19 protein-coding genes are annotated in these 17,319 nt (G+C 61.9%); 11 read left to right on the forward strand and 8 right to left on the reverse strand.

The features are described from left to right. Positions 1 to 18: 18 nt before the first annotated feature. The 5 genes from FHW96_RS03105 (at position 19) to FHW96_RS03125 (ending at position 5,264) form a co-directional block, all read left to right on the forward strand. Positions 19 to 1,128: an ATP-binding protein gene (locus FHW96_RS03105; protein WP_172339099.1), complete on the forward strand. Its 1,110-nt coding sequence runs from the start codon at positions 19 to 21 to the stop codon at positions 1,126 to 1,128. Next, positions 1,121 to 1,543, forward strand: a complete 423-nt coding sequence (locus tag FHW96_RS03110; RefSeq protein ID WP_172339100.1) for a response regulator — start codon at positions 1,121 to 1,123, stop codon at positions 1,541 to 1,543. The genes FHW96_RS03105 and FHW96_RS03110 overlap by 8 nt, the downstream gene beginning before the upstream one ends. 12 nt (positions 1,544 to 1,555) lie before the next feature. Beyond that, a complete protein-coding gene (locus FHW96_RS03115) occupies positions 1,556 to 3,577 on the forward strand; it encodes a response regulator (protein ID WP_172339101.1) in 2,022 nt (673 codons plus the stop codon). Between the two features lie 158 nt (positions 3,578 to 3,735). Then, positions 3,736 to 4,317: a TIGR00730 family Rossman fold protein gene (locus FHW96_RS03120; RefSeq protein WP_168602281.1), complete on the forward strand. Its 582-nt coding sequence runs from the start codon at positions 3,736 to 3,738 to the stop codon at positions 4,315 to 4,317. Then, on the forward strand, positions 4,314 to 5,264 hold the full coding sequence (locus FHW96_RS03125) for a squalene/phytoene synthase family protein (RefSeq protein WP_172339102.1): 951 nt from the start codon (positions 4,314 to 4,316) through the stop codon (positions 5,262 to 5,264). Before FHW96_RS03120 ends, FHW96_RS03125 begins: the two co-directional genes overlap by 4 nt. 83 nt (positions 5,265 to 5,347) lie before the next feature. Here FHW96_RS03125 and FHW96_RS03130 read toward each other — a convergent pair whose 3' ends face one another. Both FHW96_RS03130 and FHW96_RS03135 read right to left on the reverse strand, forming a co-directional pair. Beyond that, positions 5,348 to 5,614: a hypothetical protein gene (locus tag FHW96_RS03130; RefSeq protein ID WP_172339103.1), complete on the reverse strand. Its 267-nt coding sequence runs from the start codon at positions 5,612 to 5,614 to the stop codon at positions 5,348 to 5,350. 202 nt (positions 5,615 to 5,816) lie between these two features. Next, positions 5,817 to 7,070, reverse strand: a complete 1,254-nt coding sequence (locus FHW96_RS03135; RefSeq protein ID WP_172339104.1) for a multidrug effflux MFS transporter — start codon at positions 7,068 to 7,070, stop codon at positions 5,817 to 5,819. 252 nt (positions 7,071 to 7,322) lie between these two features. Here FHW96_RS03135 and FHW96_RS03140 point away from each other — a divergent pair, with 252 nt between their 5' ends. Both FHW96_RS03140 and dinB read left to right on the forward strand, forming a co-directional pair. Beyond that, positions 7,323 to 7,691: a UrcA family protein gene (locus tag FHW96_RS03140; protein WP_172339105.1), complete on the forward strand. Its 369-nt coding sequence runs from the start codon at positions 7,323 to 7,325 to the stop codon at positions 7,689 to 7,691. 77 nt (positions 7,692 to 7,768) lie between these two features. Continuing rightward, positions 7,769 to 8,887 (forward strand): DNA polymerase IV, encoded by a 1,119-nt coding sequence (dinB, locus tag FHW96_RS03145; RefSeq protein ID WP_172339106.1) that lies wholly within the window; start codon positions 7,769 to 7,771, stop codon positions 8,885 to 8,887. A 212-nt stretch (positions 8,888 to 9,099) separates the two neighbouring features. Here the strand turns inward: dinB and FHW96_RS03150 are convergent, their stop codons facing one another. Together FHW96_RS03150 and FHW96_RS03155 are read right to left on the reverse strand one after the other, a co-directional pair. Continuing rightward, on the reverse strand, positions 9,100 to 9,603 hold the full coding sequence (locus tag FHW96_RS03150) for an NUDIX domain-containing protein (protein WP_172339107.1): 504 nt from the start codon (positions 9,601 to 9,603) through the stop codon (positions 9,100 to 9,102). 4 nt (positions 9,604 to 9,607) lie between these two features. Further along, positions 9,608 to 10,228: a 6-phosphogluconolactonase gene (locus FHW96_RS03155; protein ID WP_172339108.1), complete on the reverse strand. Its 621-nt coding sequence runs from the start codon at positions 10,226 to 10,228 to the stop codon at positions 9,608 to 9,610. 365 nt (positions 10,229 to 10,593) lie between these two features. On the opposite strand from FHW96_RS03155, the gene FHW96_RS03160 reads away from it, so the two are divergent. Next, on the forward strand, positions 10,594 to 11,085 hold the full coding sequence (locus FHW96_RS03160; RefSeq protein ID WP_172339109.1) for a response regulator: 492 nt from the start codon (positions 10,594 to 10,596) through the stop codon (positions 11,083 to 11,085). 50 nt (positions 11,086 to 11,135) lie between these two features. On the opposite strand, the gene FHW96_RS03165 is transcribed toward FHW96_RS03160, so the two are convergent. The 3 genes from FHW96_RS03165 to FHW96_RS03175 all read right to left on the reverse strand — a co-directional run bounded on the left by FHW96_RS03165 (position 11,136) and on the right by FHW96_RS03175 (position 12,686). Beyond that, positions 11,136 to 11,591, reverse strand: a complete 456-nt coding sequence (locus FHW96_RS03165; protein WP_172339110.1) for a Dps family protein — start codon at positions 11,589 to 11,591, stop codon at positions 11,136 to 11,138. A 151-nt stretch (positions 11,592 to 11,742) separates the two neighbouring features. Further along, positions 11,743 to 12,312: a hypothetical protein gene (locus FHW96_RS03170; RefSeq protein ID WP_172339111.1), complete on the reverse strand. Its 570-nt coding sequence runs from the start codon at positions 12,310 to 12,312 to the stop codon at positions 11,743 to 11,745. Further along, entirely contained in the window at positions 12,309 to 12,686 is a 378-nt protein-coding gene (locus FHW96_RS03175; RefSeq protein ID WP_172339112.1) for a group III truncated hemoglobin, read from the reverse strand. Before FHW96_RS03175 ends, FHW96_RS03170 begins: the two co-directional genes overlap by 4 nt. Before the next feature lie 398 nt (positions 12,687 to 13,084). Here FHW96_RS03175 and FHW96_RS03180 point away from each other — a divergent pair, with 398 nt between their 5' ends. Both FHW96_RS03180 and FHW96_RS03185 read left to right on the forward strand, forming a co-directional pair. Next, complete coding sequence (locus tag FHW96_RS03180; protein ID WP_172339113.1) at positions 13,085 to 13,558, forward strand: low molecular weight protein-tyrosine-phosphatase; 474 nt, start codon at positions 13,085 to 13,087, stop codon at positions 13,556 to 13,558. Positions 13,559 to 13,627: 69 nt separating this feature from the next. Beyond that, positions 13,628 to 14,671 (forward strand): AI-2E family transporter, encoded by a 1,044-nt coding sequence (locus tag FHW96_RS03185; RefSeq protein WP_172339114.1) that lies wholly within the window; start codon positions 13,628 to 13,630, stop codon positions 14,669 to 14,671. An 8-nt stretch (positions 14,672 to 14,679) separates the two neighbouring features. Here the strand turns inward: FHW96_RS03185 and FHW96_RS03190 are convergent, their stop codons facing one another. Beyond that, positions 14,680 to 14,820 carry a hypothetical protein gene (locus FHW96_RS03190; protein WP_172339115.1) on the reverse strand — a complete coding sequence of 47 codons (141 nt, stop codon included), beginning with the start codon at positions 14,818 to 14,820 and terminating at the stop codon, positions 14,680 to 14,682. Between FHW96_RS03190 and FHW96_RS03195 the strand changes: the two genes are divergently transcribed. After that, positions 14,819 to 17,104, forward strand: coding sequence for a TonB-dependent receptor domain-containing protein (locus FHW96_RS03195; protein WP_172339331.1), 2,286 nt, complete (start codon positions 14,819 to 14,821; stop codon positions 17,102 to 17,104). The two genes, FHW96_RS03190 and FHW96_RS03195, sit on opposite strands and share 2 nt — an antisense overlap. Positions 17,105 to 17,319 lie beyond the last annotated feature (215 nt).

Here is a 17,319-nt window from a genome sequence, read left to right on the forward strand (position 1 = left end):
GGAGGCCACGCGGCCGTGATGGAACAGCCCGCAACCATGCCTTTTCAGGCGGCCGATATGGACAGCGCGTTTCGCGCCCTGTTCGACTCCTCGCCATGCGGATTGATCCTGCTGGATGAAACCGGGCGGATCGTTCTTGTGAACCAGCGGCTTCAGGACATTTTCGACTATGACGCGTCCGAATTGCTGGGCCAGCCCGTCGAAATCCTGCTGCCCCATCGCGACCGGGCCCAGCATGTGGGCCTGCGCGATGGCTTTATCAAAAGCCCGGCGGTGCGGCCGATGGGGTTGGGGCGCGATCTGTCGGGGCGGCGCAAGGACGGGATGGAAATCCCGGTCGAAATCGCGCTGACCTTTGTCGATCTGCCCCAGGGGCGGATGACCTGCGCGCTGGTCATCGACATTACGCTGCGCAAACGGGCCGAACTGCGCCTGCGCGAGGCCAATGTGCAGCTTGAGGAATTTACCCATGTGGCCTCGCACGATCTGCGCAGTCCGCTGCGCGGGATCGCCAATCTGATCGAATTCATTGAGGAGGATTATGGCGAGAGCGCTCCGCCCGAGGTGCGCCGCAATCTTGGCCGGATGGCCGAAAGAATCAGTGCGATGGAGCGGCTGATCGATGACCTGCTGACCTATGCCCGCGCCGGGCGGCGGACGCTGAAAACCGAGGCGATCGACCTTGGCGGTATCGTGGCCGAGGCGATTGAGATGGAGGCGCCGGGGCCGGGCGTGCGGATCGAAACCGATATTGATGTGGAGAATTTCGACGGCGTGCGCGTGCCGATCAGCACGGTTTTGCGCAATCTGCTTTCCAACGCGATCAAGCACCATGACCGCGAAGAGATCAATATAGCGATCCGCGCCCGCGCCGAAGGCGACATGTGCGTGATCGACGTGCGCGACGATGGCCCCGGCATTGCCGAGGCCGCGCAGGCGCGCGCCTTTCGCCTGTTTCAAACGGTGTCGAGTTCGGGGCGCAACAATTCGGGGCTGGGGCTGGCCGTGGCGAAACGGCTGGTCGAGGCCCATGGCGGCAATATCGAACTGATGAGCGATGATGGTCGGCGCGGATGCCATTTTCGCGTCTATTGGCCGCGCTTTGCCCGGAGTGACCGCGATGACTGAGATCGTCAATATTCTGGTGGTCGACGATGACGATGTGACGGCCGAAACCGTGCGTCGCTCGCTCAGCAAGGTGGGCAGCAATTTCCGCGTGGTCGAGGCCGTGGATGGCCGGGAAGGGCTCGATATCCTCAAGGGGTGTTCGGACAAGCGGCTGAGCCGACCCTATATCACGCTGCTCGACCTGAACATGCCGCGGATGAACGGGTTTGAATTTCTCGAAGCCGTACGCAGCGATCCGACGCTGGCCAGTTCGGTGATCTTTGTCCTGTCCACGTCCGATTCCGATGCCGACCGCACCCGCGCCTATAAGGATCAGGTGGCCGGCTATATGCTGAAATCGGCGATTGGCCCGCAAATGGTGCGCCTGACCGCGCTGCTGCATGATTATGCGCAGTCGGTCCGGTTGCCGCTTTGATGGCGGTGCGCGATGAGCGAGATCACCCCCCAAGCCATCCTGTTGGTCGATGACGATGATGTGGACCGCGAGGTGTTCATCCGCGCGCTGGACCGGATGGGGATGTTTTCGACGATAGTCGAGGCCAATTGTCTGGATTCGGCGCGCGAGCAATTGCGCAGGCACAAGTTCGACTGTGTGCTGCTCGACTATCATCTGGGCACAGAGCTTGGCACCGATCTGGTGCCCGATATTCACGCCCACCGCGAGGAGCCGTGCCCGGTCATTCTGGTCACTTTGCGCGATGCCGAAGAGGTGCTGGCCGATTCGATGCGGCGCGGGGTTTCCGATTATGTGGCCAAGGCCACGGTCAGCCCGGAACGATTGCGTGAGGTGATCATCAGCGCGATCCGTCGGGCCGAGCTGGAACATGCCACGCGGCTGGCCGATGAACGCCTGCGTCAGGCCACCGAGGCGCTGCGTGATGAACACGAGCGATCCTTGCAGCGCGCGCTGGACGAGGCGCAATCGGCCAATCGTGCCAAGAGCATGTTTGTGGCCAATATGAGCCACGAGATCCGCACGCCGCTCAACGCCATCATCGGGCTGAGTTATCTGCTGGAACGCACCAAGCTGGACCAGCAGCAGGGCGATCTGCTGGGCAAGATCAAGGCGGCCAGCCGGGCCTTGCTCGGCATTGTCAACGATGTGCTGGATATATCCAAGATTGAGGCGAACCAGATCGACCTGGCCATCGCGCCGTTCAATCTGGGCGATGTGTTGCGCAGCATCGAGGGGCTGGCGCTGGTCCAGATCGGCAGCCGCAAATTGCGCTTTTCCATGCGGCGCGGGAGCAGCATGCCCGATATGATCGTGGGCGATGGCGGGCGGCTGCATCAGATTCTGCTCAATCTGGTCACCAATGCGATCAAGTTCACCGAGACGGGCGAGGTCAGCCTGAGCGTCTCGGTCAAGAACCGCAATGACGAGATGGCGCATCTGCGTTTTCAGGTCGATGATACCGGGATAGGCATCGAGCCGGAACATATGAGCCGCCTGTTTCACCCCTTTGAACAGGGCGATGTGTCCACCACCCGGCGGTTTGGTGGAACGGGGCTGGGCCTGTCGATTTCGCGCGATCTGGCCGTTCTGATGGGCGGCCATATCGATGCCGCCAGCGAGCCGGGCAAGGGCAGCCATTTCTGGGTCGATCTGCCCTTTGAATTGGCGCCCGGCGATCTGATCGTGGCCGGCGAAACGGGCGATGAAATCGGCGCGCCCCGGCTCAAGGGCGTGCGCGTGCTGATTGTGGACGACAGCGAGATCAATCTGGAAGTGGCCCGCCATGTGCTGGAACTGGAAAGCGCGATTGTCACCACGGCCGAAAATGGCGCGCGGGCGGTGGAAAAGGTGATCGCCGAAAGGGGCGGCTTCGATGTTATCCTGATGGATATCCAGATGCCGATCATGGATGGCTATGAGGCCTTTCGCCAGATCGAATGGACGTTGGGCCCGGCGCGGCCTGCGGTGGTGGCGCTGACGGCCGGGGCCGCCCATTGCGACGACCGTGACGCCACGCTGGTGCGGATGGACGGGCTGATTACGAAACCCTTTGATGCCAAGACGTTGATCGAGGTGATCCGGCAAAAGGTGGCCGTAGGGCACCCCGAACCCGAGATCGGCCGCCCAGGCGATGCGGTCGGCCATGCCGACGAATGGCCGGTGATCGACGGCATCGATGTTGACGATGCGCGCGAAAGGCTGGCCGATAACAAGGCGCTGTTCCTTAACTCGCTGCAACGCTTTCTGGACGAAAACGAACAGATCGCGGCGGTTGAAGAATCTGCCTCGCCGATGATGAAGCGGTTGCACAGGATGAAGGGGAACGCGGGCCTTTTGGGCATGCAGCGTATCCGCATCATGGCGCAAAGGGCCGAAACCGCGCTGGGCCGCAACGAAGGGCCGATGGCAAAGCGGCTGCTGGGTGAACTGGACGCCGAGTTGAAGGCAGTGGCGGCCGGGTTGCAGGCCTATCGGTTGAAGCAGGCGGGGTAGGGGGGTTTTTAGAGGTTTGCGGGGTTTTGCCTCCGACGGGGAAAGGGACGAGTCCCTTTCCCCGTCGGAGGCATCTTAACTTTCCCCCTTCTAAAAAACCCGCCTCCGCCCTCCATCAACCGTCTGGCCAATGGCGGAGCATTCGCTAAAGTGGGGGTATGAAACGCATTGCAGTCTATTGTGGCTCTGCCACTCCCGCCGATCCCCGTTACATCGAACTGGCCCAGGAAGTGGGCACCGAGCTGGCAAGGCGCGGGATCGGCCTTGTGTATGGCGGCGGGCGGCTTGGCCTGATGGGGGCGGTGGCCGATGCGGCGATGGCGGCGGGCGGCGAGGTGATCGGGGTGATCCCGGTGGCGCTGGCCCATGTCGAGGTCGAGCATACGGGCCTGACCGAGCTGATCACGGTTGAGACGATGCATGAGCGCAAGGCGCAGTTCGAGCGGCTTTCGGACGGTTTCCTGACCCTGCCGGGCGGGGTGGGCACGATGGACGAGCTGTGGGAAGCGGTGAGTTGGGCGCAGCTTGGCTATCACCAGAAGCCGGTGGGCCTGCTCAACGCTTATGGATTTTACGACGGATTGCTGGCGTTCAACCGCCATATGGGCGAGGTCGGCTTTATCCGCCCCGCGCATCAGGGCATCATTCTGGCCGAGCGTGAGCTGGACCTGTTGCTGGACCGCATGGCCGCGCATGAGCCGGGCGAGCAGATCATCCGTATGGACCCCAAGACGCTGTGACCCTTGACCGGGGGGCATTGGTGGAGGCCGCGCGCGAGAGCATCGCGCGCGGGTCGAAGAGCTTTGCCGCCGCCTCGAAACTGTTCGATGCGGCCACGCGGGAACGGGTCTGGCTGCTCTATGCCTGGTGTCGGGCTTGCGATGATCTGGCCGATGATCAGGATCATGGTGGGGCGTTAGGGGCGCAGGCCGGCGCGGCCGAGCGGCTGGAGCAGATCCGCCGGCTGACCGCGCGGGCGCTGGGCGGGGATGCAACCGGGCATTTCGCTTTTGACGCGCTGGGCGTGGTGGCGGCGGAATGCGGGATCAATGCGGTGCATACCGGCGATGTGATTGCCGGATTTGCGCTGGATGCGGCCGGATGGCGGCCCCGGACCGAGCTGGATATGTTGGGCTATTGCTATCACGTGGCGGGCGCGGTGGGCGTGCTGATGGCGCTGGTGATGGGTGTTGATCCGGAGGATGGCGATACGCTCAATCGGGCCTGCGATCTGGGGATTGCATTCCAATTGGGCAATATTGCCCGCGACGTAGCTGAGGATCATGCGGCGGGGCGGTGCTATCTGCCCGCTGACTGGCTGACGCAGGCGGGGGTGGAGGAAGGTGAGCTGCTGGCCCCCCGGAACCTGCCTGCTCTGGCCGCGATGGCGGGGCGCATGGCGGGCATGGCGCAGGTCTATGAGGCCAGCGCGCGGGCAGGGGCGGCGCGTTTGCCGTTTCGTTGCCGCTGGGCTGTGCTGGCGGCGGCGGGAATCTATGGGGCGATTGCGCGCAAGGTGGCCGCGCGCGGGCCGCGCGCGTGGGAGAGCCGGGTGTCCACCAGTGGCTTGGAAAAATTGCGCTTTCTGGGCGGTGGCCTGATCGGGGCAATGGCCGGGGCGCCTGAGCAGGTGCCTTTGGTGCCCTATCGTCGGGGTGAATTGGCGCAGGCGGTCGAACGAATTTGACCGGAACGGTCTGCGTCGATGCGAAAAAAGCCCCGCCGTTTCCGACGGGGCTTTCGTGTTTTTTTGACCCGATATTATATTTATCAGCAGGCCGAAATGGCCACGCCATGTGATCCGCAGGCATGCGGATCCGGGTGAGGTAGATGGCGCAGGACGTGCGAAGCGTTGCTGTAGAACTTTTCGCGTGCCCATTCGGTTCCGACCGGATGATTCCTTCCGGCCGGACCGGTATTCGACGAACTGGCCTTCCCCTCGGCCTTGGGCAATGCCTGTGTCGAGCGAACCGTATCGGTTGCCGGTGTCGCGATCAGTCCTGAAGCAGCCAGAATCAGGATAATATTAGCGCTCATACCTGTGACCCCTGTTCTGTTTTGGGCGAAAATGCCGTTTAAACAGAGGTTAAATATCTGGAATTTTGCGTTATTTATTATTTAAGGCTGCGGGTTAAGTTGAAATCAACCATCTTTCTTGCATCCAATATGGTACGCGTCCGCTCAGCCTGACGATTGGGGGGATCGACGGGCTTTTGCAAAATGCAATTCGGCATCAACGTCACGCAATGGGATAGGTTGTGCCCGGAGGATTGCGGCGGCGGAACAATTCGCCCTTCTCGCTGTAGAGAATCAACGCCAGACAGCCGCAGCCCGCTGTCAGCAGAGCCGCCGCCAAAGGCCGTGCCGTGCCGTCAAACGCCTGTCCGATCATCGCGCCCAGCCAGCTGGCCAGCACCATGCGGATAAACGCCTGCGCCGAAGAGGCCGCCCCCGCCTTGCGGGCAAAGGGCTGGAGCGCGATGGAGGAAAAATTGGCCCCAAGAAAGCCCAGCAGGCACATATTCAGCGTCATCATCGGCACGAATTGCCACAGCGTCTCATCCGGGCGCGTGGCCATATAGAATTGCAGCGCGCTGGTGGCGATATAGACGACCAGCGCGGTATGGCTGACCCGGCGGGCGCCGAAACGCATGACGATGCGCGAATTGATGAAATTGGTGCAGGCCATCACCATCGCCATGCCCGCAAAGATCAGCGGAAAGCGCGTTCCGGCCCCGAAATGCTCGCCCACAAGCTGTTGGCACGAGTTGATATAGCCGAACATCGCCGATTGGATCAGCGCCATGCCGAACACATAGCCCAGCGCCGCGCGGGTGGTCGTCACCTCGATCATGGAGCGGCCGATGTTGGGCAGGCTGATCGGCTGGCGATATTCGCGGCGCAGCGTTTCGGGCAGGCGCAGCGAAATCCAGATCGCCAGCGCCGTGCCCATCAGCGCCATCACGCCAAAGATCCAGCGCCAACTGGCCATCAGCAGGATCGCCTGACCCACGCTGGGCGCGATCATCGGCACGATCATGAAGACCATCGAGACGGTCGATTGCATCCGCGCCATGCGGTCGCCTTCGTGCAGATCGCGGATGATCGCGGCGGGCAGCACCGCCAGCCCCGCGCAGGCAAAGCCCACCATCGCGCGCAGTACAAGCAGTTGCTGGAAATTTTCCACCAGCCCGCAGGCTGCCGAACAGGCCACATAGGCCCCGATGCAGCCCAGCAGCACCGGCCGCCGCCCGAAACGATCAGCCAGCGCGCCGGGAACCAGACAGCCGAAGCCGCTGAAAATCAGAAAGACGCCCACGACAAGCTGGCGCTCATTGGGGTCATGCGAGCCCAGTTCACGCGCCATTTCGCCAAGTGCGGGCAGCATCGAGTCCACCGCCAGCGCTTGAAGCGCCTGTACCAGACCCATGAGGAGAATAAATTCCAGCCCGCCGATCTTCTTGTCGGCAGGCCCGGGGGAGGAAGAAGTCATGAATTCACCATGGCCGCATGGCGCCAAAATGGCTAGCCCCCGACGTGAACAAATGATGTAGCAAAAATTACACCTATAAATGGTGATATATGCTTACGAATTGGGCTATTTCAAGGGGTGCTATCGGCTGGTAATTCATAAGCATCAGAATTAAAGTCATTTTATAAAATTGGCACGCCCCCTGCAATCCTTCTGGCATCCGGCCCGAGCCGGTTTGAACCACAACATCGAACCACCAGAAGGATACCGACCATGTCCATCTTCCGCACCGCCGCCTACAGCTTTGCCACGACCGCCGCGCTGGGCCTTGCCACTTTCACCTTCGTCATGCCCGCCCATGCCGCCACCCCGGTTGCTCCGACCACGTTCGAAAAGCTGGAAGGCGATGCACCGGCAATCCGCGTTTCCTATGCCGATCTCAACCTGTCGACCGAACAGGGCCGTTATGTGATGCGCAAGCGTCTGGCAGCCGCCGCGCATATGGTGTGCGATGAAATGAGCGATCTGCCCGACCGGCTCAAGGCCCGCGCCCTTTATGAGACCTGCCGCGAAGAGGCGCTGGACAAGGCCACCACCCATTTCGCGGCCAAGCTGAAGGAAAAGAAGCTGGCCCAGCGTTGATAAGATTTGTTCTTTTTATGTTCAAATCCTGCGATGCCCCGGTGCCAAATGCGCGCCGGGGCATTATCGTGTCGCCCATGGAATCGAACGCGACACAGGATGAAGAGATCAGCGCTCCGGGCCTGCGCAAGATCATCCATGTCGATATGGATGCCTTCTTTGCCAGCGTCGAGCAGCGCGATGACCCGTCGCTGCGCGGCAAACCCGTGGCCGTGGGCGGCAGCCGCGAGCGCGGCGTTGTGGCCGCGGCCAGCTATGAGGCGCGCAAATTCGGCGTCCGCTCGGCCCAGCCCAGCGTGGTGGCGGCGCGATTGTGCCCGGCGCTGATTTTCAAACCGCCGCGTTTCGAGGCCTATCGCGCCGTGTCGCAACAGATCCGGGCGATTTTCCGCGAATATACCCCGCTGGTCGAACCCTTGGCGATGGACGAGGCCTATCTGGACGTGACGCAGGACATCAAGGGCATCGGCAGCGCCACGCGTATTGCCGAGCTGATCCGCGCGCGCATCCGCGGCGAAACGGGCCTCACCGCCAGCGCGGGGGTCAGCTACAACAAATTCCTCGCCAAAATCGCCAGCGATCAGAACAAGCCCGACGGATTATGCGTGATCCGTCCCGGCGAGGGGGCCGAATTTGTCGCTTCTCTGCCGGTGCGGCGGTTCCATGGCGTGGGGCCGCGCGGGGCGGAGAAAATGGCTGCGCTGGGGATTGAGACGGGTGCGGATCTGCGCGGGCGCGACATTGCGTTTTTGCGCGAACATTTCGGATCGCTGGCCGATTACCTTTATCGCGCGGCGCGGGCGATCGACCTGCGCGCGGTCAAGCCCAATCGGCCGCGCAAATCCCTTGGCGGCGAACGGACCTTTGACCGCGACATTTCCACCGGGCCGGGCCTGCGGCAAGTGCTGGAGGGGATCATCGAGATGGTCTGGCAAGACATTGAAAAGGCAAAGGCCCAAGGGCGGACGGTGACGCTCAAGCTGCGTCTCTCCGATTTCTCGATCCGCACCCATTCGCGCACGCTCGACCGCTTTGTCGAGGGGCGCGAGGAATTTGCCGCGATTGCGAGAGAATTGCTCGATGATCTGTTGCCGCTGCCTTTGGCGGTGCGGTTGATGGGGTTGACGCTATCGGGGTTCGAGGTCGTCGAGGCGCCGCCGCCGGTTGAGGGTGGTGGGCAGATGGTGTTGTTTTAAGAGGAAGATTGAATACGAGGGACTCGTTCCTCGCACTGCCGTTACTGTATGTGTCGGACGCGGCCTCGTAGAATTTAATGCCTGCGGCGAGGTTAGCTTATACAAAAAGCGTAGCAGGCTTTTAAAATTCTGATGGTGCGTTCGACACAAAACGCCGAACCCCATGCACTGCATAGACAGTAACGGGAGCGCGAGGGTTATGACCCCCGCATCTATCCTTCCTGCCCTTCTCCCAACACCCAAACCTCAATCCGCCCCCGCAAGGCGGGCAACAGATCCTCTGGCAGATCATCAGGGGCAAAGAACACCGCATGGGTGATTTCGCGAAGGTCGGGTCGGGGCACGCCGAGGCATTGGCCGATCACGATATGCACCTTGTTGCCCGCGCCATGCAGTGTGTCCTGCGCGACATCGGCCAAACGCGGATTTGTCAGGCCGCAGCCCAGTTCTTCGGAGAATTCGCGCAAGGCGGCCTGGATCGGGTCCTCGCCGCGTTTCATGCCGCCGCCCGGCGGCATCCAGTCGGGCGAGCCATAGGAGTGGCGCACCAGCAGCACGCGCCCGGCCTTGTCGAGGGCAAGGATACGGCAGCCTTCGAGGCTGGGCCGCCGGACCCGCCACCATGCCTTGCGCACCCGATGAGCCCCGCGCAGCGCGATGCGGTGCAGCGGGGCGGGCAGGCGTGCGAGGATGGCTTCGGCGATCAGATAAAGCATGGCCTCATGTAAAGCATGTGGCGGGCGATTGCGCGGCCTTTAACAGACGGGCCACCGGCAGATCGTGTTCGCCCGCGATGGCGGCGCTCAGGATCGCTTCTTTTTCGGCCCCGCGCGCCACGAACAGCAGGGCTTCGGTGGCGACAAGGCTGGGGATGGTCAGCGAGAGGCGGTCGAAGGGCGCTTCGGGCGGCAGGGGATCGGGGGTCAGGCGCAGCACGCGCGCCGGAGCGTCGGGCCGGGGATCGGTGTTGGGGAAAAGGCTGGCGATATGCCCATCAAGGCCCATGCCCAGCCAGACCAGCGCGAAATGCGGCGGCGCAGCATCTTCGACCAGCGGCACGATGCGCGCGCCCAAAGGTTCGAGTGCGGCGCGGATGCGGCCGACATTCGAGGCCGGATGATCCTCGGGCACAACGCGATCATCGCCGGGCCAAATCGCGATTCGATCAAAGGGCACGCCTTGCCGCGCCAGTTCGGCAAGGATCGGAAATGGAGTCGATCCACCGGGCAGCGAAATGGCAATTTCGCCAGTGTGTGCTGCAAGTGCGTTCAACAGATGCTGGGCTAGCCAGTCGGCGATGGCGCTGTCGCTGGCGCCTTGGTTGATGGTGATGTCGGCCATCGAGGTTGAATAGCAAACGCGGGCGGCAAGGGCAAAGCGGGGACAAAGCGATGCAATCCTATGCATCTGCGCATAAATCGGTGAACATGCCTAAGTAGGCGAGCCAGATTTTGCTAAGGTTTGCCCCGGAAACCGGCGATGGCGGTCTGACCGGTGTTCATAATGGTAAATCCATGCAATTGATTGTGTTAACGCCGGCAGCGTCTATTGAACAAAATGTAAACTCCGTATCTTTTACTATGACCAGCATAAGATCATAAAAATCAGAAAGCGATAGATTTTCTTCATGCGGAATTTCGGTCCGGCAATGAAACCCCGGACCCTTGTTTCGCACCTGATCTAATCGGGGGCTTATGGAGGAAGTAATGCTGGTTGAGCATGTTTTGAACGATCGTCTTTCTGATATCGCCGAAAAGGAGCCTAATCCCAAAGCAAGCCCCAATCCTGTTCAGGAAAAGATCGTCGACAAGGATGAGGCACGGGTCGATATTCTTCTGGTCGAAGACGACGACGCTGATGCCTATATCATCCTTGAGGCGCTCAAGAACATCCCCAAGGTCAAATCGGTCGTGAGGGCGATTGACGGGGTTGAGGCTTTGGAAATCGTCGATGCGCGCAATTTTGTGCCGCATCTGGCGCTGGTTGATCTTTCGATGCCGCGCAAGAACGGCTTTGCCCTGCTGGCCGAGCTGAAGGCGCGGATTCAGGTTGATTTCCCCTCGGTGGTGCTGACATCATCGCATGCGGAAATGGATGTGTTTCGCGCGGGCAAGAATGGCGCGTGGAAATATATCACCAAGAAGGACAAGATCCATATGATGACGCAGTCTCTGCGTCGCATTGTCAAGAAGATCTGATTTTTCTCAAGAACGGCTCTGCCCGCGGGGCGGCGGGCAGAGCCGGTTTTTTACCCCAGCAGGCTGGAAAGAAACCACACGCGGGTCTCGGCCTGATCGGTCCAGTCATCGGCAAGTCCTTCGGTGGCATTGTCGCCTGCCGCTCCGGCGGCGGACTTGACCTCGCGGATTGCCTCAACAAGGCGGCCGTTATCGTCGCGCAATTCGGCAATCATTTCGGAGGCGGCAAGATCCGCGCGCGGCTGATCGGCAATGCGCGAGGCCGAGGTGATCGCGCCGATCCCGGTCAGCGTTACGCCGCCATTCTTGCGGACCCTCTCGGCCACAATATCGGTCAGGGCAAAAATTTCGCCCGCCTGCTGATCGAACAGCAGATGCAGATCGTGAAATTGCGGCCCTTTGACATGCCAATGAAAATTCTTGGTTTTCAGATAGAGCGTGAAGAGATCGGCCAGCAGGCCGTTGAGGCTGTGGGTGAGGGCGGTCTTGGCGTTGTGATCGTTCATCTTGCGCATCCCTTGCTGAATTGCAGGCCTCGCAGCATCGCGGCCTTGCTGTGTTAAGGGATGTCTAGCGCGTTTGGTTCAATTGGAAAAACAGATCAATACGGGAAGTGTAATTGGATATGGCGATTTGTTCGCCGTCTCCGAAATCGCACTATCCGTTAAATCCCAGCCAGATCCACCCGGAAAGCCCCAATCCGAGCCCCAGCAGCACCGCGCCCGCCCAGCGCCGGATCTGAACAATTCCGCCCTGCGCGTCCAGCATCGCCTCCGAGGCCAGCCAGCCCAGCAATAGCGCAAAGCCCGTGCCCATCGCGCCGCCCGCCGCAGCCGGGATCGGCGCATCGCCCGCCAGCGCCACGGCCAGCACAATAAAGCGCGCCGCATCAGCGGCCTGATGCATCAGCAAAACCAGCGCGGCGGCGAAGAGCGAGCGGGTCGGCTCCTTGGCCTTGAAACCGGGGCGGAAGATCAAAGCCTCGCCTCCGGCCGCGATGAGCGCGAAACAGGCCAGCACCAGCCGCGCGGGATAGGTCATCTGCGCCGCCATTTCGCCCGAAAACCATGCTGCAAATGCACAGGCCAGCGCGCCCGTAATCGCCCCCATCAACAACAACCCGCCGTGCCGCCCCAGCCGCGCTGTCAGCGCCGCCACCAGCATCTGATCACGCGCGCCGATCCCGGCCAGAAAGCAGCCCAACATGGCCCATAAGGCGGCGTTCACTCGAAAATCGCTTTCTGCATCACGGCGCCGATGCGGCGCGCGTGGGCCTGCAGGGCGGCGGCATCATCGGCTCCCATCACCTGCTCGGTGGAGACATCCCACAAGGCCAGCCAGCGCTCGAACATTGCGGGGGTCAACTGGTCCTTCATCGCGCGATGCACCGCGATCGGCGCGCCGCGATAGAGGCCGCGCCCGCGCAATTGCGTGACCCAAAAAGCGGTCAGCGCGCGGAAATGGTGCGGCCAGTCGGTGATCCGCGCAAAGACCGGGGCCAGCAGCGCATCCTGACGCGCCCGATCATAGAAATGTTCGACCAGCCGGGCCAAATCGGGGTGGCGGATCTGCGCCGGATGAAGGGGGGCGGATTGGGTCACAATTGGCGGGCCTAGACCGGGTTGGCCGCGATGGAAAGAGTCTGTTTGCATCGCGTCTCGCCCCGGCACACCGGGGCTTTTTTACAGGCCACTCCATTCGTCGAAAGTGCTGTGCGCTTTGTCGCGGGGCTATTGTCTACTTCGTGAATTGAGATATGAATGCCAGAGTCGTCCTGAAGCAGGCGGGGCGATGTTCGCAATGCTCGATGGGCGAAATCTTGCATCAGGCGCATGGGTGCGAGGTTTCGCCTGTCTGGTTTTTCGTAAAACGCGTATCCAACCTTTTAGGTAATGCCTGCCGCGTCTGTCCCGGATTGGGATCACAATTTAACAAATCGCGCGATTCTGCGCCTCGCGGCAAGTGACAAGGGCGGGAATCGCGGTTAATCTGCGCGCCGATGGTGTCGGAAGCCTCAGTCCTTTTTGTCTGTTTGGGCAATATTTGCCGCTCGCCTTTGGCGGAGGGCGCTTTTCGCGCCGCTGCCTCGCGGGCGGGTTTTGCCGTGCATGTGGATTCGGCCGGCACCGGGGGCTGGCACATTGGCGAGGCGCCCGATCCGCGCGCTCGCGCCGAGGCCGCGCGGCATGGCGTCGACATCACCCGATTGCGCGCGCGTCAGGTCGAACGCGCCGATTTCCAGCATTTCAGCCATATCGTCGCGCTGGACGAGGCCAATCTGGCCGATCTGCGCCGTCTGGCCCCGGCGGACGCGCCCGCCCGGCTGACGCTGCTGCTCGACCATTTGCCCGGGCGCGAGGGCCATTCGGTAGCCGATCCCTATTATGGCGGCGTCGAGGATTTCGCCGCCGCATGGAGCGAAATCGCCGCCGCTGCCGAGGCGCTGGTCGATCATTTGCGCTGCGGGGCCTGATAAATCTCGTGCCTTGGCCGGACGCTGTGGCATAAGCATCGGGAAATACGCCAATAGTAACGGGGCCCCATGCGCGACGACGATTTGATTGCCTTTACCCGCAAGGCGCTGGCTTTGCTCTTCATCGTGGCGCTGGCGGCGCTGGTGGTGGAATTGTCCTATCTGCTGATACTGGTGTTTGCCTCGGTGGTGGTGGCGGTCGTTCTGCGCTCGCTGGCGGGGCATTTTCTGCGGTTGCGGCTGGGCAACGGGGCTGCGGTGGGGCTGGCGGTTCTGTCCTTGCTGGCGATTTTTGCGGGGCTGGGCGCAATGTTCGGCGGGCTGGTTTCGGGCCAGTTTGCCGAATTGGGCCATCAACTGCCCCGCGCGGTGGACGCCGCGCAGGCCTATCTCGACCATTGGCATATCGACTATAACCTGTCCGAAATGGCCAAGGTGGCGCGCGAGCAATTGTCCTCGATCTTTCAGCGCGCCAGCGGTTTCGTGATCTCCGTTGGCGGGGTGGTGGCCGATGTGGCGGTGGTGTTTGTGGGGGGCATCTTCTTTGCCGCCGATCCCGCCTTCTATCGCGGCGGGGTGCTGCGCCTGCTGCCGCGCTCGGTCGAAAGTCTGATGGCTGACGCGCTCGATGATTGCGGGCGCGGGCTGCAGTTGTGGCTCAAGGGGCAGATGGTCTCCAGCCTGTTCATCGCCGCGCTGACGCTGGCGGGGCTGCTGCTGCTTGATGTGCCCTCGGCCTATGCTTTGGCGATTCTGGCCGGGGCCTTTGATTTCATTCCTTATCTGGGGCCGGTGCTGGCCGCGATCCCCGGTGTGCTGGTCGGCTTTTCGGCCAGCCCCACCACCGGCCTGTGGACCATCGGCCTGTTCGTGCTGGTGCAGCAGATTCAGGGCCATGTGGTGCAACCGATGGTGCAGAAAAGCTCGGTCGATCTGCCCCCGGTCGTGCTGCTCTTCACGGTGATCGCCACGGGGACGCTGTTTGGGCCTCCGGGCGTGTTGCTGGCCGCGCCGATGACGATTGTCGGCTATATTCTGGTCCAGCATCTCTACATTGGCGCGATGCTGGGCCGCAGCCCCAAGCGGCCTGCCGGACCGCGCGAGCCCACCTGAACCGCGTTTCATGTTGCGCCTTGGCAACGCTTTTGCGGGGTTTTTCGGCGCGCCCAATATTCAAAGTTGAAAGCCGGTTCACCTTTCAATATTGTCCCCTTCAGACGCTGGCGCAACAAGTCGCCGCGCAAGGAGAGGAACATGGCCATAAACGCCCGCAACAGCCTTCGTCCGTTTGCCGCAACCCTGTTTGCCAGCGTGGCGATCGGCGCGCTGCCCCAGCCCGCTTTGGCGCAGCAGGGCGCCGGCAATGGCGACATCATCGTCACTGCCCGCCGCCGCAACGAATCCTTGAACAGCGTGCCGATCACCATGACCGCGCTGACCGGGGACCAATTGGCCGCCAAGGGCTTTGCCGATATCACCTCGCTGGCCGATGAAGTGCCCAACGTCACGCTGGAGCCCTCGCGCGGGACCAATTCGACCCTCTCGGCCTTTATCCGCGGCGTGGGGCAGCAAGACCCCGTTTCGGGCTTTGAACAAGGCGTGGGCATCTATCTGGACGATGTCTATCTCAACCGCCCGCAGGCCGCCGTGCTGGACATCTATGATGTCGAACGCGTTGAAGTGCTGCGCGGGCCGCAAGGTACGCTGTATGGTCGCAACACGATTGGCGGCGCGATCAAATATGTCACCAAGAAGATTGACGACAAGCTGCATCTGGGCCTGCGCGGCACCTATGGCAGTTACGATCAGGCCGATGGCGTGGCCACGATCAGCAGCCCCATCACCAAGGACGGGCTGATCCGCGCCAGCGGCACGCTGGCCCGCCTGACGCGCGGGGGTTTTGGGCGCAACCTGACCACGGGCCTGTCGAATTACAACAAGGATATCTGGGCCGGGCGCGGCACTCTGGAGGTGCATGGCGACAAGATCTTCGCCCGCCTGACCGGCGATTACACCCATGATATGTCGAACCCGCGCGGCGGCCATCGCGAAATTCCGGGGCAATACAGCGGCGCCCCGGTGCTGGCCAATGTGTTTGACACGCAGGCGGGCCTGAACAGCCCCAAGCAGGATGTGAAGGCATGGGGCTGGTCGCTGTTCCTTGAGGCGAAACCCACCGAGGCGCTGACGCTGCGTTCGATCACCGCCTTCCGCAAGGACGATTCGGCCTCGCCCATCGATTTCGACGCGACCGCTTCGCAGGACGTGGACGTGCCCGCCTATTACCGCAACAAGCAATGGAGTCAGGAGCTTCAGGTGCTTTACAGCAAGGGGCGGTTCAACGGCATGGCGGGTTTCTATTACCTCTATGCCACGGCGCTGACGCAATTTGACGTGCGCCTGTTCACCACCGTTGCGGGCCTGACGGCCTATACCGACGCCAACATCCGCACCGACACGATGGCCGGTTTCGTCAACATGTCCTATGACATCACCGACCAGATCAGCATCGAAGCGGGCGGGCGCTATACATGGGACAAGCGCTATGCCCAGATCCTGCGCCAGAACTATCTGGGCGGCGGTTCGCCCACGTTTGGCGGGGCGGGCACACCCTTTGGCGCCCCCAGCACCAATTTTCTTGGCAGCGCCAGCTATACCAAATTCACCCCGCGCGTCTCGCTCAACTGGAAGCCGGACCCCAACAACACGATCTATGCCAGCTTCAGCCAGGGCTTCAAGGGCGGCGGGTTTGACCCGCGCGGTGTGGGCGTGAATGCACCTGCCGGGGTGACACAGGGGCAATATCTCAGCTTCCGCCCGGAAAAGGTGGACAGCTATGAAATCGGCCTGAAAACCCGACTGTTCGACCGGAAACTGGCGCTCAATCTGGCCGCGTTCCGCATGGATTACACCGATGTGCAGATCCCCGGCTCGGTGGCCTGCACGGTGGGCGGTCTGCCCAGCTTCTGCGGCGTGGTGTCCAATGCGGGCAAGGCGCGGATGCAGGGCGTGGAGGCTGAGGGCAAGCTCAAGCTAGGGGCGCTCTCTCTCAATGGTTCGCTGGGCTATATCGACGCCAAGTATCTGCAATATATCACGTTGATTGCCGGGGCGCCCACCGATGTGGCCGCCAACCGCAAGGTCCAGAACACGCCCGCATGGACCGGCAATGCCTCGGCCTCCTATGCGATCCCCGTGCCGGTCGGCTCGCTCGACCTGTCGGGAGGCGTTTCGTGGAAAAGCACGACCTATCAGTTCGAAATTCCCAACCCCTATCTTGACCAGCCCGCCTATGCGCTTTTTGACGCCAGCCTCGTCTATCGCGCGCCCGGCGGGCGCTGGACGCTGGGCGTCTATGGCAAGAATCTGGCCGACAAGCGCTACAAGACCTCGGGCTATACCTATGTCGCGGCCAATGCCACCACCGGCGCGCTGACCTATACCGGGGCGGGTAATCTGATCCCCACGCTGGGCAAGGAAGGCGTGCTGACCACCTATTGGGGCAATCCACGGCAGGTGTTTGCGACGGCTACGGTGAATTTTTAACGAGAAGGGAGGGGATGCCTCCGGCGGGCAAAGGGCGAAAGCCCTTTGCAATCCCGATAATGGGGGGGCGGATAGGTCCGCCCGGTGTTTGGGGCATGATATGAAAAGCCTGCGGCGCTTCTTGATCGCGCCGCAGGCTTTCATTTTTTCAACGCCGCGTCCGACACAAAACGCCGACCCCATAGCGCAACAAAGACAGTAACGGGAGGGCGAGG

This window comes from Novosphingobium sp. SG751A, assembly GCF_013149295.1.
In the GTDB taxonomy this organism is placed as follows: Bacteria; Pseudomonadota; Alphaproteobacteria; order Sphingomonadales; family Sphingomonadaceae; genus Novosphingobium.

What these genes read in the sequence shown, in the direction of transcription:
- FHW96_RS03105 (WP_172339099.1), top strand. Translation starts at nt 19, where the DNA reads ATGGAACAGCCCGCAACCATGCCTTTTCAGGCGGCCGATATGGACAGC.
- FHW96_RS03110 (WP_172339100.1), top strand. Translation starts at nt 1,121, where the DNA reads ATGACTGAGATCGTCAATATTCTGGTGGTCGACGATGACGATGTGACG.
- FHW96_RS03115 (WP_172339101.1), top strand. Translation starts at nt 1,556, where the DNA reads ATGAGCGAGATCACCCCCCAAGCCATCCTGTTGGTCGATGACGATGAT.
- FHW96_RS03120 (WP_168602281.1), top strand. Translation starts at nt 3,736, where the DNA reads ATGAAACGCATTGCAGTCTATTGTGGCTCTGCCACTCCCGCCGATCCC.
- FHW96_RS03130 (WP_172339103.1), bottom strand. Translation starts at nt 5,614, where the DNA reads ATGAGCGCTAATATTATCCTGATTCTGGCTGCTTCAGGACTGATCGCG.
- FHW96_RS03135 (WP_172339104.1), bottom strand. Translation starts at nt 7,070, where the DNA reads ATGACTTCTTCCTCCCCCGGGCCTGCCGACAAGAAGATCGGCGGGCTG.
- FHW96_RS03140 (WP_172339105.1), top strand. Translation starts at nt 7,323, where the DNA reads ATGTCCATCTTCCGCACCGCCGCCTACAGCTTTGCCACGACCGCCGCG.
- dinB (WP_172339106.1), top strand. Translation starts at nt 7,769, where the DNA reads ATGGAATCGAACGCGACACAGGATGAAGAGATCAGCGCTCCGGGCCTG.
- FHW96_RS03150 (WP_172339107.1), bottom strand. Translation starts at nt 9,603, where the DNA reads ATGCTTTATCTGATCGCCGAAGCCATCCTCGCACGCCTGCCCGCCCCG.
- FHW96_RS03155 (WP_172339108.1), bottom strand. Translation starts at nt 10,228, where the DNA reads ATGGCCGACATCACCATCAACCAAGGCGCCAGCGACAGCGCCATCGCC.
- FHW96_RS03160 (WP_172339109.1), top strand. Translation starts at nt 10,594, where the DNA reads ATGCTGGTTGAGCATGTTTTGAACGATCGTCTTTCTGATATCGCCGAA.
- FHW96_RS03165 (WP_172339110.1), bottom strand. Translation starts at nt 11,591, where the DNA reads ATGAACGATCACAACGCCAAGACCGCCCTCACCCACAGCCTCAACGGC.
- FHW96_RS03180 (WP_172339113.1), top strand. Translation starts at nt 13,085, where the DNA reads ATGGTGTCGGAAGCCTCAGTCCTTTTTGTCTGTTTGGGCAATATTTGC.
- FHW96_RS03185 (WP_172339114.1), top strand. Translation starts at nt 13,628, where the DNA reads ATGCGCGACGACGATTTGATTGCCTTTACCCGCAAGGCGCTGGCTTTG.
- FHW96_RS03190 (WP_172339115.1), bottom strand. Translation starts at nt 14,820, where the DNA reads ATGGCCATGTTCCTCTCCTTGCGCGGCGACTTGTTGCGCCAGCGTCTG.